The sequence below is a fragment of the Njordella aestuarii genome (assembly GCF_056494165.1).
On the sequence record NZ_CM151397.1, the window covers coordinates 2,552,345 to 2,567,812 of the forward strand.

A 15,468-nucleotide genomic window follows, 5' to 3' on the forward strand; every position below is an offset into this window, starting at 1 on the left:
TTATCGTGCGAAAAGTCGACCAAGCGTACCAAAGTTGCGGAACGCTCGAAATCAACAGTGTGTTATGATTTGCTGCGAACTCGCAGTTTGATGGCCGGTCCGGTTACCGCCGGCAAGTCGCAGATCTGCTTGACCGCTTCCGCCGTAGCACCTTCGCTGACTTCATGCGTCATGATTACTAGCGGAACGATCGCTTCACCCGAGTTGTTATTGGGCTCATGCTGAATCACCGACGCGATTGATATTCCTTGCTTGCCCAAGATACCTGTGATCTGTGCCAGCACACCCGGTTTATCGTTGACCGAGAATCGTAAATAGTAACGGCAAGTCGTCTTTTCATGCGGGATTAATGCGACTTTCGAAGGTCGATTGCTCCACAGTTCCAACGTCTTGAAAGTGATTCCAGTACGTCCCACAGCCGTGTCGATCATGTCGGCAACGACCGCTGACGCCGTTGGCATCTGCCCCGCGCCTTGGCCGTGTAAGAAAATATCTCCGACAGCATCACCAATAATTGAAACAGCGTTGTAAGGCCCTCGAACTTCTGCCAATTGGCGACCGATGCGCACCAGAGTCGGAGCGACGCACAGCTTGAGGCCCTCTTCGGTAAGTTCCGCTGACGCGATCAGGCGAATTCGATAGCCTAGCGAGTGCGCATACTGGATATCGGACAGCTCGAACGCCTCGAGGCCTTGCCGAGGTATATCTTTCCAGTGAGTTCGGGATCCAAAAGCGAGGTGGGCGAGGATCGCTAGCTTCTGAGCTGCATCGCTGCCGTCTACATCCATAGTCGGATCCGCTTCGGCGTATCCCAAGCGTTGTGCTTCGGCGACGACTTCTTCGTAAGGCAAACCCGCTTCTTCCATTTGCCAGATGATAAAGTTGCTGGTGCCGTTCAGAATTCCGTCCAACGATGTAATCTGATTTGCGGAGAAGCACTGGCTGATGTTGGCGATTACAGGAATTCCGCCGCCGACGCTTGCTTCAAAGGCAATCGAACGCCCCAACTGCCGGGCTTTGTCGAACAGTTCCGGGCCGAATTCGGCCAGCATAGCTTTGTTGGCCGTCACGACATCTTTGCCGGCTTCCAGCAGCTGCAGCGTGATCGTGCGGGCCGGTTCAAGCCCTCCGACGAGGTGTGCGACGACTTTTATCTCAGGATCTCGTAGGATTTCTTGCAAGTCGTCGGTCAAAATGCCAGCCGGCAAGTCGATTTCGCGTGGTTTGGACAGATCCGAAACGATGGCTTTTTCCAGCCAAAGAACGCGACCAGCATGCCGAGCAGTCCGATCGCCGTGGTCGAGCAACAGTTTGGCCACTCCTGTTCCGACCGTTCCCATACCAACGATCGCAACTTTTGTTTTTTCCATCGATTCCATCGAAATAATATTCACACGTGAGCGGCTCAACAAATGCCGCGATCCAATGATTCCAAGAAGCGGTTAAGTTCCTGCTTTCGCCTAATTTGGTCGGTAATCGTAACAGAAAACCGCAATTTGAATATCCGTACCGCAGATAGTTCGTTTCCGAAAAGAGTGCCGCTGCAAGGCTTGCCGAGCAGTGATGTTGGGCCGACTTCTGAAAATGGGTGCCACTGCTGGCTTGCCCAGCAGTGCTCGTGGCGTAAGGGCAAAGCGTCCCAACACATATCCGGCTTCTAGGCGAAGCCAGCTACGATGCGCTTGTATCTCCGAATTGCGGAGCAATGACAGACGATAGCCTGGGACGTGAGTCCCAGGTCGGGATACAAGAGATGCATTTGAGTCGCGGAGCGACGGCAGAAGGTTAAACCGCCGGTGGCCTCAGGTTGATCTGACGCTGGATATATATGCCGTCGCTCCGCGACTCAGAAATCATTGGGGCGATATACCTGGGGTTCCGCGTAAACTCGCCTTCAGCTCATTTCGCTCCACCCCAGGCTAGAATATGCCATCGCTCCGCGATTCAGTAACACAATGCGGTCGAACCTGGGTCCATTTCCTGAATCGGTCCATTTCCTGAAACGGGTGCCACTGCTGGCTTGTACAGCAATGCTCGTGGCGTAACGGTAAAGCGTCCCAACACATCCCCGGCTTCTAGGCGAAGCCAGCTACGATGCGATTGAAAAATGCGAAACGCTACTTCTTTTCCAGCACCTTAATCACGGCGTCGAAGGCGGGTTTGGGCTGGCGTTGGCGATCAAAGAGCAACGGATAATTCGTGCGATCCCACGGAAAATAATTCAACCAACTCTGGCCATCATGCAAGTTCCAAAACGATACTCTTTCGATGACATCTTCATGCTTGACGAACATGGCGAACATCTGAGCATAGCGGTCTGCCAGTTGTTGAGAAATCTCCTCGGGGCAACCATCGTTGTAAGGGTCATAGCTGGCTAGTTCATCGCGATACTTACCATCTTCGGCCCACCACTTCGATCGCAACACGACGTCGATATCAAGTTCCGAGACGACCACCTTTACACCTAGTTTACGCATTTCGACAATCGTCGCTTCAATATCATCGAACGCGATTTTATCGAGTTCAAAATGCCCCTGGAATCCGAAAGCTTCGACCGGCGCGCCTTGTTCCTTAAGCGATTTGATCAGCCGAATTAGCTTCTCACGTTTCGCTGGCTGAAAGCAGTTATAATCGTTGTAAATCAAGAGCGCCTCAGGTGCAGCTGCCTTAGCATACTGGAACGCCTTGACGATAAACTCTTCATTTGTCTTTCGTGACCAGATGGAATCACGAAGGTAATCGCCTTCGCCGTCCGACAACGCTTCGTTGACAACGTCCCACATCGCAATCTTGCCGGCGTATCGACCAGCTACTGTATCGATGTGCGTCTTCATTCGCTCCAGTAGTTTTTCCGCTGATACCTCTTCGCCGCCGTGCTTCATCCACCACTCTGAAGTACGATCATCCTTTGCCCAAACTAAACAATGCCCGACGATCTCAAGTTCATTCTCGACGGCAAAGTTGACGAACTCGTCGCACTTGTCGAAGTTAAAGTTGCCTTCGGTCGGTTGCACCCCTTGAGGCTTCATGCAATTCTCAGGTGTAATAATCTGAAATTGCGACTTGAGAAGTGGCCAGTTTTCTTTTTGCAAAGCGATATCGTCACTGATACCAACTCCAATTTTAAAGCGACCGCCGACGGCCTCTTTGAGCGTCGTCGCTTTTTTAGAAGCTTCTTGAGCCAGCAATGTAGTGGGGGCTGCCAGTGTCGAAACTGTCAATAAAACCAGTGAAAAGGCGGCTGAAATGCGATGAGTCATGCTTTGTACTTAATTTGAGAAGAGAGAAATGAGGATTACTTGAAACGGAAGGCAGCGATTTCTTTATCGTTGCGTACGAAGATCGTGTTGTTAGCGAAAGCCGGATAAGCCCACACGACTTCACGGCCTTGCCAACTGTTGGTCGCGTCGATCAAGTGCTGACGAGAGACTTCTTTGTAATTCTCCGGCGTAAGTTCTGCAACGATCAGATCGCCAGTTTCGCTGAACAAGTAGTATACGTCGCTCGGTCCTTTGAATGTGAAGGCGGTACCGTGACTCGCGCGACGTTCGGTGCCTGATGTTGGCTTCAATGTTTCCCAGTAGCGTTTGCCGTCGAGGGCATTGAACGCTATTAGATTACCGCTACCGCAATCGCTACCGACGATGAAATTGTCAGTGAAAATTCCAGCAGCATTGGAGAAGTAGGCCGCGGTTTTCGGGGTTCCTGTCCACAGCGTTTCGAGTCCGCTATTGTCTGGCTTGATGCGATACATCCGACCGATTTCGCCGATGCCGCTAACGTACAAACGATCGCCATTCTGAAGCGGCGGAGCGATCGCCATCTCGTAACTGGGCGACAGCGGTTCCGACCAGTACACGCGGCCGCTCTTGAGGTCAAGGCAGTTCAGCTTTTCTGCATCCCAGGCGAGCAAAAGTTGATCGTCGCCGATCGTTATCAGCATCGGAGGGCAATAGCCGATCCCAGACGCCGACACCGACTTCCAGGCTTCCTTTCCAGTTCGCTTATCGAGGGCAACGACAATGCTCCCCTCGCCTCCAGCCAGCGTGTAAAGGAGGTCGCCATGAATCAAAGGTGAAGAAGCAAATCCCCACGTCGGTGTCTTGGCAGCATATTGATCTTTGAGGGAAACATCCCATACCAATTTGCCAGTCGAGATGTCGAGCGCTTCCAAATGCCCTTCGCTGCCCAAGGTATAGACGAGTCCGCCATCGATTGTCGGAGTGGTGCGGGGGCCCGAGCCAAAGGAAACTTCGATGCTGCGTTTATCGCTGTGCGTCCAGAGAATTTTGCCGGTTGATTCGTCCAAGCAGAGCAATCGTTCCGCACCAACCAGTTTGTCGGCAGCCCCTGGGTTATTCGTCACCTCGCCCGACTCAATCACAAAGTCGGATACGAAGACTTTGCCGTCCGCTACCGCAGGCCCCGAATAGCCGCCGGAAATCGGCGTACTCCAGAGCTTCACAAGCCCTGACTTGGGCAGTTCGGTCAGCTGATACTTTTCATCAAGGTGGCCGTTTCGATCGGGACCGTTGAACTGCGGCCAGTCTTCCGCTGCGGCTTGTCCAGCCAATAGACTGAAGGCAAGCAAGCTGGACGTACCGAGCTTCCTGAGGTTTGGACGTCTGGTGGTTGAAGCGTTTAAGTGTTTCATATTTGTTTTCAGTTTCGAGACTTGTCCGGAAGCGAAATGCCGCTTCGAAGCTTCTTCGGTTGTGTTTTGTTGAATCGCTGGACTATGCACGGCCTGAACATGTTTGACGGCGGAAAGGCTGGCAACATGGTTCTGTCGATCAAGCAGCGACACAATCCTGGAGCATTATTGTGGACCGATCAAGCAGAATGCGAAAGATGGCCGAGCGGAGCTTTGTCCGTTCGGCCCTGATTCTGGGATCGTGAGCAGTTGCGAAGTGCTGCTCGATTTTGCCGTTCCTGGTGGCATTTTGATGCCCGGAGCGTAGGAAAGCCCGCAACCGTCAAGGATGAGCCTATCCAAATGGACTCGGAGCAGCGAAATTTTGACGAAGTTTAGGGGAACGTTGAGCATGCGATTAGCGCTGAGCAACAATTACCGTAAAATCGACGGGCGTTAGCATCTGATAACGTGGCGCGATCCCTGAGAGGGCTGGCGACGTAGGGTCCATGGTGGATGTGGACGGATTAACTGTTACGGTCGTACGAAAGAGCTTGGACTTGTCAAATCGTTTGGACCCCCTCGGATTAGAGACGGAACGCATCTTTAGCGAGTTGCGACCTGCCACAATCACGATCGACGAAGATTTCGCTCCCGAGAAGCCTCGAACTCAGCGATGGTTTTTTCCGACGTTGATGTTCGTCTTAACCGTTTTTTCAACATTCTGGGCTGGTGTAACAGCGTGGGCTCCGGAAACGATTATTGCCTCGGCTTGGGAGCAAGAGTCGGCAATCAGCATACGACAATGTTTGATCGCGAACTGGCAGACGGGCCTTATTTTTTCGGGCGCTCTGCTGGGTATCTTGTTAGCGCATGAGATGGGGCATTACGTGATGACACGCATCTATCGTGTTGAATCGTCCTATCCGATCTTTATCCCCTTTCCGTTCAATCCGTTTGGTACGTGCGGCGCGCTGATCATGATGGATGGCCGCAGCGCAGATCGACGGCAGATTTTCGATATTGGAATTGCTGGTCCGTTGGCCGGTTTAGTCGTTGCGATACCGCTGGCCATCATTGGACTGAAGTACCAGACGCAACCAGAATTTGCTGTGACCAATGGTCTGCGATTTGGTGAGCCCCTTCTGTTGCAGTTGCTAGATTACTTTATGCAGACGAAAACGTTTGGCGTGTCCGACGGTTTTAGTGCATCTGCTGCGTCACCGCTGTTGATGGCTGCATGGATAGGCTTACTCGTTACTGGAATCAACATGATGCCGATCAGCCAGCTGGATGGCGGGCACGTTGTATTCGGTTTGCTTGGGAAGAATTCGGTGTGGGTGGCACGAACCGCTTACTTCAGCAGCGTTGCATATCTGATTTACAGTAACCAGCCGGTATTTATCTTAATGCTCATCTTGGTATGGTTTATCGGACTTGGACATCCGCCCAGCCGCAACGACCAACGCAAGATAGGAAGCTGGCGAACGGTGCTAGCGTTTATATCGCTAACGCTACCGATTCTATGCATTCCAGCGCGACCAATCATCATGTTATAGCAAAGAACGAAAATGAAAATCTGTCGATTTCGCCGTCCGAACAAAACAATTGGCTGGGGTCTGCTCACGAGCTCGGGAATTCAAGACATCACGATCGCCGATCCTACGTTGCCAACCAGCACCAACGAAGTCATAACCAACTGGTACACGTACGAATCCCGCATTGAATATCTGTCCAAGCGTCTGGGGATTTCCGAAGAGCCCTTGCAAGTGCTTGCGCCGCTCAGCGAGGTAGGGAAGATCCTATGTATCGGTCTGAATTATCGCGATCATGCTGAGGAGACAGGTGCGGCTATTCCAGAAGAGCCGATCGTCTTTTGCAAGATGCCTACGTCGATGATTGGCGATGGCGAACATATCGTACTGCCACGCGTCAGTGATAAAGTTGACTACGAAGCGGAATTGGTGATCGTTATTGGCAAGCGGGTCAAGGACATCGACGAATTTGCTGCGGCGGAGGCAATATTTGGTTACAGCGTTGGGCACGACGTCTCGGCACGAGATTGGCAGACTGGAAAGCCGGGCAAGCAATGGTTTTTAGGCAAGTCGTTTGACACATTCGCTCCTCTGGGACCAGCGATTGTAAGGTCGAGTGAAATTGTTGATCCTTGCAATCTGAGCGTGCGGTGCACGATCAACGGCGAAGTCTTGCAAGATGGTAGCACCCGAGAGATGATTTTCGGACCCGCAAAATTAGTTTCATACATATCGCAAGTGATGACGTTGGACCCGGGCGACGTTATTTACACCGGAACGCCGCCAGGAGTTGGCATGGCGCGAAATCCGCCAAGATTCTTGCAAGACGGTGATGTAGTTGAAATCGAAATCAGCGAAGTCGGCAAAATTACCAATCGCTGTGTTCGTAACGCATAGCTGCGCTTGAGTGTTGGGCGGAGGTTTGAGGGCCAGCTTTTCGTTCGTATAAGCTCTCTCAAAAGTGTGCCACTGCTGGCTCGCCCAGCAGTGATCGTGGCGAAACAGCTAGCTGCGTTCGCCAGAACGCGGGCGAATCAGGATGCTTTTCCCCTGGATGCAAATTCCGGAAAACGGGTGCCACTGCTGGCTCGCCCAGCAGTGCTCGTGGCGAAACAGTAGAGCTTTCCAATGCAGGACCGGCTTCTAGGCGAAGCCAGCTACGATGCGCTTGCATCTGTTTCCGTACCTGCGTTCGCCAGAACGGGATGGCTCAGCCTTCCACCACAGAATTCGTCAACCCGACTTCGATGCACTTGAGGATCCGAGTCAGATGAGCTCGAGTCATTTTCCACGACGATGTCCGCCCGGCAACGTCTTCGTCCAGGAAACCCTGCTTCCTCATCGCAGTAACGTGCTCCAAAACAAGCTCCAGCTCGATGCCGCATTCCGTCGCCAGTTGCTCGAGACTTTGAGAGCCACTCATCAACAGTTGGACAATCCGTAATCGAATCGGATTGACCAGAATCTGCATGCATGGTGAAAAATTGGACGAAATTGCAATCTCCGATTCCTGCTCAACCGAACCGCTCGACATAAAATATCGCCTCCTCGACGCCTTCAAAAATTTTGCAACGAGTTGTTCTAAATGGTAACTGCAACTTATGCAAGTACGTCCGAATCCCAAAGCGGTTTCCATCTGGACAAGTACTCAGACTTTGCAAATATTAGAGTCGGTGTAAAGTGTGCCCAAGACGTGCGGAATGGCACCTGAGAAGCGCTAGAGAATGGGACCACCACTTATTTCAGCAGCAATCCAAATGTGACCGCGATTTATGGAAGCGTTAGCGTCACTGCAGCTGGCGATGAGTTGATGTGATAGTCATGACACATCGTGCAAGATTGTACGCCTGAGTGAGAGTTGTGACATGTGACGCAATTTGATTTCTGCATATGCACAAAATCGCTATGAGAATCGATCACGTTTCGACTCTGCACGGGCGACAACTGTGACGAGACAAAGACTCCTGCGACTGGTGGTGTGTCGTTTAGTACATGACAAGATGTGCAGTCTTGCAGTTGCGGCAAGTTGAGATGTGGCTGATGATCGAAACGAGTTAGCTTTTTTTCTGCGGGGTTCACTTCGAAAGTCTGCCACGCTGCGGTGAGCGGGGCTAAATCGCTTGGATGACTTTCGCGGACCTTTGGTGTTAGATGACACTCAACACAACGCGACACGATGGAGTCGGCTTGATTCAAAAACTCAGTGTCGACAATTGATTTGTCTCGACGGTACGACAGCCATTCGGCATACGCTTGCATCCACGGGTCCGCATGTCCGCTTGGGACATACACAATTGCCAAACGGTTTTCATCAATCATCCAACCGCCATGCTGCAAATGCTTACGAGCGTCAAAGGTCGTTTGATCGCCAACCGCAATTTCAGTTGACGACGGTTTCTCCTCAAGTCCCGGCGCGTTAAAGTCTTCAGCATCCGTGTCGTCCAGCAAGTCATCGTTGTTTGATTCAAACGCTGTGAACGTTTGACGTTGTGGCGTTTCTATCAACAGCGACTCGGTGTCGGGTGGTGCAAACGGCGACGGTAGCATGGAAGGCGACTTGACCGATTCAACTGGGGCGGAATTAGTCAGAAACCAGCGACGAAATGCTGCATCAAACAGCTCAGGAGGAACGCCTTGTACTAATTTTTTAGCGATCCGCGACTCATAAGCCGAGGTTTGGTCGTCTTTCGAGCCACGGATGAGTCGCTTCTCTAAAGCGCCTTGCCCGTTGACTGCAATGTCCAGCAATATGGCCTTGGCCGCAAGCGCTGTTCGTTCAACTAACAACCTCTCGTCTGGATTTGCGATGTTCAAATCCCCCAGGTTTTTCGTGACAGCCAACTCTGTGATCAGCTTCCACGCGTTTCCCTGATCTTCTGTTGCTAGCTGCTCGGACACCAATTGACGCATCAGCGGTTGAACAGGTAGGTCGGTAACATAACTTGCCATGTCAGGCCATTCGAACTTGTGGTTTGATACCGCGGATAGTTCGTCTCGACTGATATTCGGCAACTGCCATAACACAACACCGTCGGCGAGTGCGACGGAAAGCGGGTCTTGATGGCACGAAGCGCATGCCTTTTCGAAGCTAGTTGAGCGGACGAGACTTGTCATACCTCGCCGGTCTTCAAGATGGCAGCGACTGCAGTCGAAGGTTGCTCCAGCTTTTGAAAAGTGTTGCGATTGGTGCGAACGGTGGTTAAACGCGACACTCCCGGTTTTTCGCTCGGGATAGTTCGTAAACTGAGCATGATTGGTGTCGAAGCTATCAAATTTTTGTTGATGGCACGCTTGGCAACGATTGTTGTCCATCGCGGCTAGCGACACATGAGCACCCTGATGTTCGCGATGGCAGTCACTGCAAATGAAGGATCGTGACTGCCAGTCAATAGGTGCTTCCGCAGGGGACTTCATAATTGCTGTCAACTTGAAATCATGCTGATCCTTGCTTGCTTCACTTAGCGATTTGAGCGTTGCCAGTTCGAGATCATGCGGTGTGCCACGCAGCAAATTCTGTAGTTCCGCGGCATGGCAATTCGCACAAGCTTGGCTTTGTGACATGCCGGGGTGGATGGCTCGTGAAGGGGGCGATGCCGTGTCAAGACTGGCTAGTTGTTCGAGCGTCAATTCTTCGGAAAGCCCAGGGTGGCACGTCTTACAACTTTCAGATCGGGCGACTCCTTGCCAAATCTGTGCATGGGGATCGGATAGCGGACCAGGGGCCAATACGCTCAACGTCAGCCGTTGGAAATTAGCAACCGCAATGCCCATGAATAGCAACGCAAGGCCCAGCCACGCTGCCCAACGACGGAACCTAAGTTGCGAATGAGACGTTATGCGCCCTTGTAAAATCTTGTCGGTAGCGACCTGCGCTGTGCGTTGCATGAGCTAATCTCCCGCGAACGCATGGACGGCATAGATATGAATCACTGCAAGGACCACGAAACTCCAGGAGAACGCAAAGTGCATGATGTTCCAGCAGCGGATACGCCACATCATCGCCGCTTGAAAGTCGACATCGTCACGATGTCGAACTAAATCACTGAGCGCGTTCTTCGCATCCAAGCCCGCCTCGTCCAAGTAACGTGCAAACCCATCAAGCTGCATCTGCAATTGGCGGCGCAACTTACCGTTAGGACTTGCATAGTATCGGAGCGATCGTACTTGATGAAAGTATTCAGCAAGATTCCGCGTGTAAAATTCTGCTAAACAAGCGGAGTTGGCGTGTGACGCAGCAGCTAGTGCAACCGAGTACGCTTCCTGCGAGATGGTCGAACGTTTGGGGGCCAAGTCTTCTTGGCGAAGTGGTTGTCCGGCCGTCCGCATGAGAACCGGTATACGACGATTGACATACCAATGTCCCAGCCCAGAAACGCTCAACAACAGAAACAAGACCCCTAGCATCGATTCTAAATATCCGTCGTACGAGTATCCTGCATGGAAGAAGAATACGACGAGCGAAAAGACTCCAGCGAAATGATGAATCTGTTGCCAAGCAGCGACTTTTCCTATGTTCAACAACGGAAACATTTTCCGAAAAGGGAGAAAAAGAACTACCAAACAAACCGCTGCCAACGAGTATCCCGTAAAGCGGTCTGTCCGTCCGAGAGCTCGCGCGTAGGATTGCTCGACGGCTGCAAACAGCAGTACTGCGAGCGCCACGACGGCAAGTGAAAAGTAGGGTCTGAGTTTATGCATAGTTGGCTAAACGAATCGAATCGATTGACTTTGTAACCATTCTCGCATGCGCTCGGTATCGCTCAGATCGACGCGTTCTAATGCTTCGTGAGGGCACGCGTTGACGCAGGCGGGGCCGCCGGGCAGGTTTTGGCACAGGTCGCATTTGCTGGCTACCATCTTTACATTTCCGCTTGACGATTCGGTAGCGCTGGAGGTTGCCAGCACGGGAACAGCTTCGTCGATCACTTCCATCACGATGTTTTGATAAGGGCAGCTTTCCGCGCAGGTTTTACAACCAATGCAGGTGGGATCGTTTATCGATACAACACCTGTTTCATTGTCACGTTGGATCGCTCCCGTCGGACAGCCGATCATGCAGACCGGATCGACGCAGTGCATGCAGCTTTCGACAAACTGAAAATTGCCGAACGCGACTCCTGTCCGGCTGAATCTGGAAACTCCGCCATGTCCTGCCGCGCACGCTCGGATGCAATCATCGCAACGTGTGCAGCGGTCCGTGTTGATGATCATGGCCTGCTTTGCATTGACTAGCCGATTTTCAACGATAAACTCCAGCAACGATTCCGCTTTGGGGTTATCGATTGGTTGATATTGACCTTCGGTTGTGATCGATGCAAACCGATCCAAGCGAGGTTTGAGTATCGGTGGCGGCAACGCGTCTTTGCGGCAAAACGAAACGACATGTTCCAGAATCGCTTCGCGGTCGATACTTATAATGTCAAGATAACCCAATGCCCGCAGTGAGTACTGGTAAGGTAGATACTCTTCGATGCTATTGAGTGTTGCATTGTGGCAAATTTCGTCGAACCCAAAAGCTTGCCCTTGAGCCAAGTATGCCATGGTACGGTGAGAGCTCCCGTAGGCATAACTTTTTCGCGCGAATCCGCTACGTACAATGTAGAGGTTCTTTGCATGCTCGCCTTCGCTGCAGATCAGTGGCTCAGCCGCAATTTGTTCAGCAACCTTCGCAGTCCGATCTTGTTTGTATTGTACGAACCACTCACGTTCGCCATAGCTGATCAAGTCCGCTTTGCGAGCGATTGTTTCAATGGCGTCAACGCTGCAAAACTGAAGCAACGGGTGGCTGCGAAGCCAGGTCTGTAGGGATGTTTCTCGGTATCGATCATCGATAGCTTTTCGAAACATTATGTCACGGCGCAATTGCCGAAGTCCTTGCCAGCGGACCTCTAAGATCGTGCATGACTCGCGTGCAATGGCTGTATAATCGTTCGGCGAACGCGTCATTGCCGCCATCTCGCCAAAGATTGCGCCTGAGCCCAGTGGATGGCTTGTTGCTCCCTCTAGGATTGCGTCCGTATCTCTGAGGAATATCTGCGGTCGATCCTCGCCACTGCGGACGCCTACGTTATTGAGCGTCGCGGATTCGTCTGCTGCAGATTGTATTTCACGTTTGAGTTTCGTGTGCGATCGACTTGGTTTTCCGCCACGCATGGAAGCGACAAGTCGCTGCCAAACGTTCATTTGAAGTGGTGAACTAGCGGTGCTTCCTTCGAACTGCAGGCTTTCTAGAACCAACTGTACGCTGCCTCGGAGGACTAAGAAGGCACTGTTCGCGTACTCGCCGTTACGAATAATTACGTCGCCTTGGCTAAAATGCCTGACGCGGCTCTCATGCTGCAAAATCTGTACGACCGATTCAGCCCCCTTTGGAAACCGCTGATGGTCCATTTTGCAGAACGGTGGATACGCCAAAAGCCACGAAAGGTCTTGGTTTACCATCTCCGGATCGAACGCGAATCGCTTAGCCGCAGCCGTGGTGCTATTGGCTTCGTCGATCTTTGACATCAGGTCGCTCGGCGTTCAAATTGCGGACGGAACGTTGCATGTGGGGCAGCGAATGAGAAGTTGCGCTGTAAGTCGTATCGGCAACTAGAACGTTCAGGTCGCACCGATTTTGTCGGTTTTGCGAGATTTTTGTTTTGGGTAAGATGGGTGGTTTGCGAGCTTGTCGTAGCTGGGCTGGCTTCGCGTACAAGCCGGGGACGTATTGGGAAGTGTTATCGTTACGCCACGAGCACTGCTGGGCAAGCCAGCAGTGGCACCCTTTCTGGGGATCTGTTCGTAGTACGGCCTTCAGGCGGAGGCACGCGCAACCAAGCGCATCGTAGCTGGCTTCGCCAGAAGCCGGGGGCGTGGTGGGAAGCTTTACCGTTTCGCCACGAGCACTGCTGGGCAAGCCAGCAGTGGCACCCTTTCTGGGGATCTGTTCGTAGTACGGCCTTCAGGCGGAGGCACGCGCAACCAAGCGCATCGTAGCTGGCTTCGCCAGAAGCCGGGGGCGTAGTAGGGAGCTTCGCTGTTACGCCACGAGCACTGCTGGGCAAGCCAGCAGTGGCACTCGTTTTCAGGAAGTTGCGTCCAAAAGGAAACGCAACTAGCTTCACTCGCGTTCTAGGCGGACGCAGCTACGAACTTCTTAGGCAACCTTACGACCGTATGCTGTTGAGTAGTATTGCTCAAGCGTTTCTACGACCAAGTGCTGCTCGTCAATCGCTAGCTCAGGATAGATCGGGAGATGCAAGATCTCCTTCGCTGCTCGCTCGGTTTCAGGAAGTGAACCGGTACGATGTCCCAGATGTCGGAAGCAAGTTTGCAGATGCAATGGGATTGGATAGTAGACTTCGCATCCGATATTGCGTGCTTGTAGATACTGAACCAGCGCGTCTCGATATCCGCCGCGAACACGAATTCCAAACTGATTGTAAACGTGAACGGCTTGGGCATCTTGTGCTGGAAGTTCGCAATTGTCATCCAGATGCGACGCAGCGAACAGCATGCGGTATCGAGCAGCATTCGCCTGCCGCGCTCGAGTGTATTGGTCTAGTCGTTTGAATTTAACGCCCAGTGCAGCCGCTTGAATCGTGTCCAATCGTGAGTTAATGCCGACTTCACGATGGTGGTACCTTGGTTGCATGCCGTGAGCAGATAGCAATCGAAGCCGAGCAGCTGTCATGTCGTCGTGACAAGTTAACATGCCACCGTCGCCAAAGCCGCCCAGATTCTTGGTCGGATAGAAGCTTAAGCAACCAATGGTTCCCCAAGAGCAAGCCGCCTTGCCCGCGTAGGACGCGCCGATTGCTTGAGCCGCGTCTTCAACGATCGAAATACCATGCCGCTGCGCAATCGCAGTTAGCTTATCCATCGCCGCACATTGTCCGAATAGATGAACCGGGATGATGGCTTTGGTTCGCGAGGTGATCAAAGACTCGACGTGCGATGGTGAAATGTTGTAAGTCTGCGGATCAATGTCGGCAAATACGATGGTCGCGCCCAATCGCTCAACACAGGACGCGGTCGCAAAGAAAGTAAAGCTTGGCAGAATTACTTCATCGCCAGGTCCAACGTTCAAAACCATCAAAGCGAGCAGAAGTGCATCGCTGCCCGACGCACAACCGATCGCATGTTTGGTCTCACATAGTTCAGCGACTTGCGTTTCCAGCTCGCCAACCTGCGGGCCGTGCAGAAAGCGTCCGCTGTCGATTACCGCTGTAACGGCTTGCAAAATCTCGTCTCGCACTTCGCGATTTCCGCGATTTACGTCCAATAGTGGTACGGGTGGCGAAACAGTTGTCGAAGAATTGTTCATTTTGGGCACCTTCCTTGTGCATTCTGGCTACTGGTTTTCGAGCCAAGCGGGTTTGCGGCAATCCATTGCAGCGCGGTCGAGATGAATTTATCTGTCCAAGGAAGCCAGCGTCAATACGACTAGACCTCGGCAATCATTTTTTCACTAGAACGATTTGTCGCAATCCAAATCCGTCAAACGCCAAAGTCGAACTTCCAGCGGTTCGCCGCCGGAGTTTTTCTGGCCGAGAATCGCCTGTGGATCAGGAATAGTTATCCCGAGCACTCGGGAAAAGGAATTCGTCTGAAGTGCCATCAATGACGTTCCTTCGAGCCTCATCGCCAAGGAATTCGCGGTACAGCAAGCTGGGCTGGATGTCTTGGTTGTACTGGTACTTGTCGCTAGTGTACTGATGGATATCGCCAGTGATTTCGTGATAAAAGATCTGGCAAACCGGAATTCCCGGATAAATCCGCAACGGCTGGACAGTATACATTTCCAGGGTCCAATAGCCGCAGAATCCAACATTTCCGAACCCGCAAGTGGCGTGAACAAAAAGACCGAGTCGACCGAGCGACGACCGCCCTTCGATCATTGGGACGTGATGGTCTGTTCGCGTATATTCAACTGTCCGCCCGAGATAAATCTGGTTCGGATTGAGAATAATCCCCTCTTCTGGAATGGTGATTCGACGAAACCTGTTCGGGAATTTCACATCCAGAACGACTTCTTCATAGACTAGAAGTTCGTTGTGCAGCGTCAGATTATAGCTGTTCGGGTTCAGCTTTGAACGATCGTAAGGGGCAATATCCAGATCGTGTCCCAACCGAGCGTCGATCTCACTACCTGACAAGATCATTTCTGGTTACCCCGCCTGAAAAGACATGGCACTGCCATATGCGTCCGCTGAACTTCAATCAGACTAACGCAGCAGCGGGGCTTACGCAACGTGACGTTTGGATTAAATTTCCCAGTCGCGACGCTTTCGTCCGCCGCCGATCGTGGAATCTGGT

Annotated in this window: 12 protein-coding genes; 3 read left to right on the plus strand and 9 right to left on the minus strand. The window is 52.2% G+C overall.

Going from position 1 to position 15,468, the window contains the following annotated elements:
• Positions 1–62: 62 nt before the first annotated feature.
• From SH451x_RS09995 to SH451x_RS10005, 3 genes are all read right to left on the minus strand, one after another.
• Complete coding sequence (locus SH451x_RS09995) at positions 63–1,370, minus strand: homoserine dehydrogenase (RefSeq protein ID WP_479362313.1); 1,308 nt, start codon at positions 1,368–1,370, stop codon at positions 63–65.
• Positions 1,371–2,117: 747 nt separating this feature from the next.
• Positions 2,118–3,260, minus strand: a complete 1,143-nt coding sequence (locus SH451x_RS10000; RefSeq protein ID WP_479362314.1) for an endo-1,4-beta-xylanase — start codon at positions 3,258–3,260, stop codon at positions 2,118–2,120.
• A 35-nt stretch (positions 3,261–3,295) separates the two neighbouring features.
• Complete coding sequence (locus SH451x_RS10005; RefSeq protein WP_479362316.1) at positions 3,296–4,654, minus strand: PQQ-binding-like beta-propeller repeat protein; 1,359 nt, start codon at positions 4,652–4,654, stop codon at positions 3,296–3,298.
• 36 nt (positions 4,655–4,690) lie between these two features.
• Between SH451x_RS10005 and SH451x_RS10010 the strand changes: the two genes are divergently transcribed.
• The 3 genes from SH451x_RS10010 to SH451x_RS10020 all read left to right on the plus strand — a co-directional run bounded on the left by SH451x_RS10010 (position 4,691) and on the right by SH451x_RS10020 (position 7,065).
• On the plus strand, positions 4,691–4,885 hold the full coding sequence (locus tag SH451x_RS10010; RefSeq protein WP_479362317.1) for a hypothetical protein: 195 nt from the start codon (positions 4,691–4,693) through the stop codon (positions 4,883–4,885).
• A gap of 308 nt (positions 4,886–5,193) precedes the next feature.
• Positions 5,194–6,192, plus strand: coding sequence for a site-2 protease family protein (locus SH451x_RS10015; RefSeq protein ID WP_479362318.1), 999 nt, complete (start codon positions 5,194–5,196; stop codon positions 6,190–6,192).
• A 12-nt stretch (positions 6,193–6,204) separates the two neighbouring features.
• Positions 6,205–7,065, plus strand: coding sequence for a fumarylacetoacetate hydrolase family protein (locus SH451x_RS10020; RefSeq protein WP_479362319.1), 861 nt, complete (start codon positions 6,205–6,207; stop codon positions 7,063–7,065).
• Between the two features lie 313 nt (positions 7,066–7,378).
• On the opposite strand, the gene SH451x_RS10025 is transcribed toward SH451x_RS10020, so the two are convergent.
• From SH451x_RS10025 to dcd, 6 genes are all read right to left on the minus strand, one after another.
• Positions 7,379–7,702, minus strand: a complete 324-nt coding sequence (locus tag SH451x_RS10025; RefSeq protein WP_479362320.1) for an ArsR family transcriptional regulator — start codon at positions 7,700–7,702, stop codon at positions 7,379–7,381.
• Positions 7,703–7,938: 236 nt separating this feature from the next.
• Entirely contained in the window at positions 7,939–10,053 is a 2,115-nt protein-coding gene (locus tag SH451x_RS10030; protein WP_479362321.1) for a hypothetical protein, read from the minus strand.
• A 3-nt stretch (positions 10,054–10,056) separates the two neighbouring features.
• The gene (locus SH451x_RS10035; RefSeq protein ID WP_479362322.1) at positions 10,057–10,866 is read right to left on the minus strand and encodes a hypothetical protein; all 810 of its coding nucleotides are present in this window, start codon (positions 10,864–10,866) and stop codon (positions 10,057–10,059) included.
• A 6-nt stretch (positions 10,867–10,872) separates the two neighbouring features.
• A complete protein-coding gene (locus tag SH451x_RS10040; protein ID WP_479362323.1) occupies positions 10,873–12,675 on the minus strand; it encodes a cyclic nucleotide-binding domain-containing protein in 1,803 nt (600 codons plus the stop codon).
• 631 nt (positions 12,676–13,306) lie between these two features.
• Complete coding sequence (locus SH451x_RS10045) at positions 13,307–14,476, minus strand: DegT/DnrJ/EryC1/StrS family aminotransferase (protein WP_479362324.1); 1,170 nt, start codon at positions 14,474–14,476, stop codon at positions 13,307–13,309.
• 241 nt (positions 14,477–14,717) lie between these two features.
• Positions 14,718–15,314 (minus strand): dCTP deaminase, encoded by a 597-nt coding sequence (dcd, locus tag SH451x_RS10050; protein ID WP_479362325.1) that lies wholly within the window; start codon positions 15,312–15,314, stop codon positions 14,718–14,720.
• Positions 15,315–15,468 lie beyond the last annotated feature (154 nt).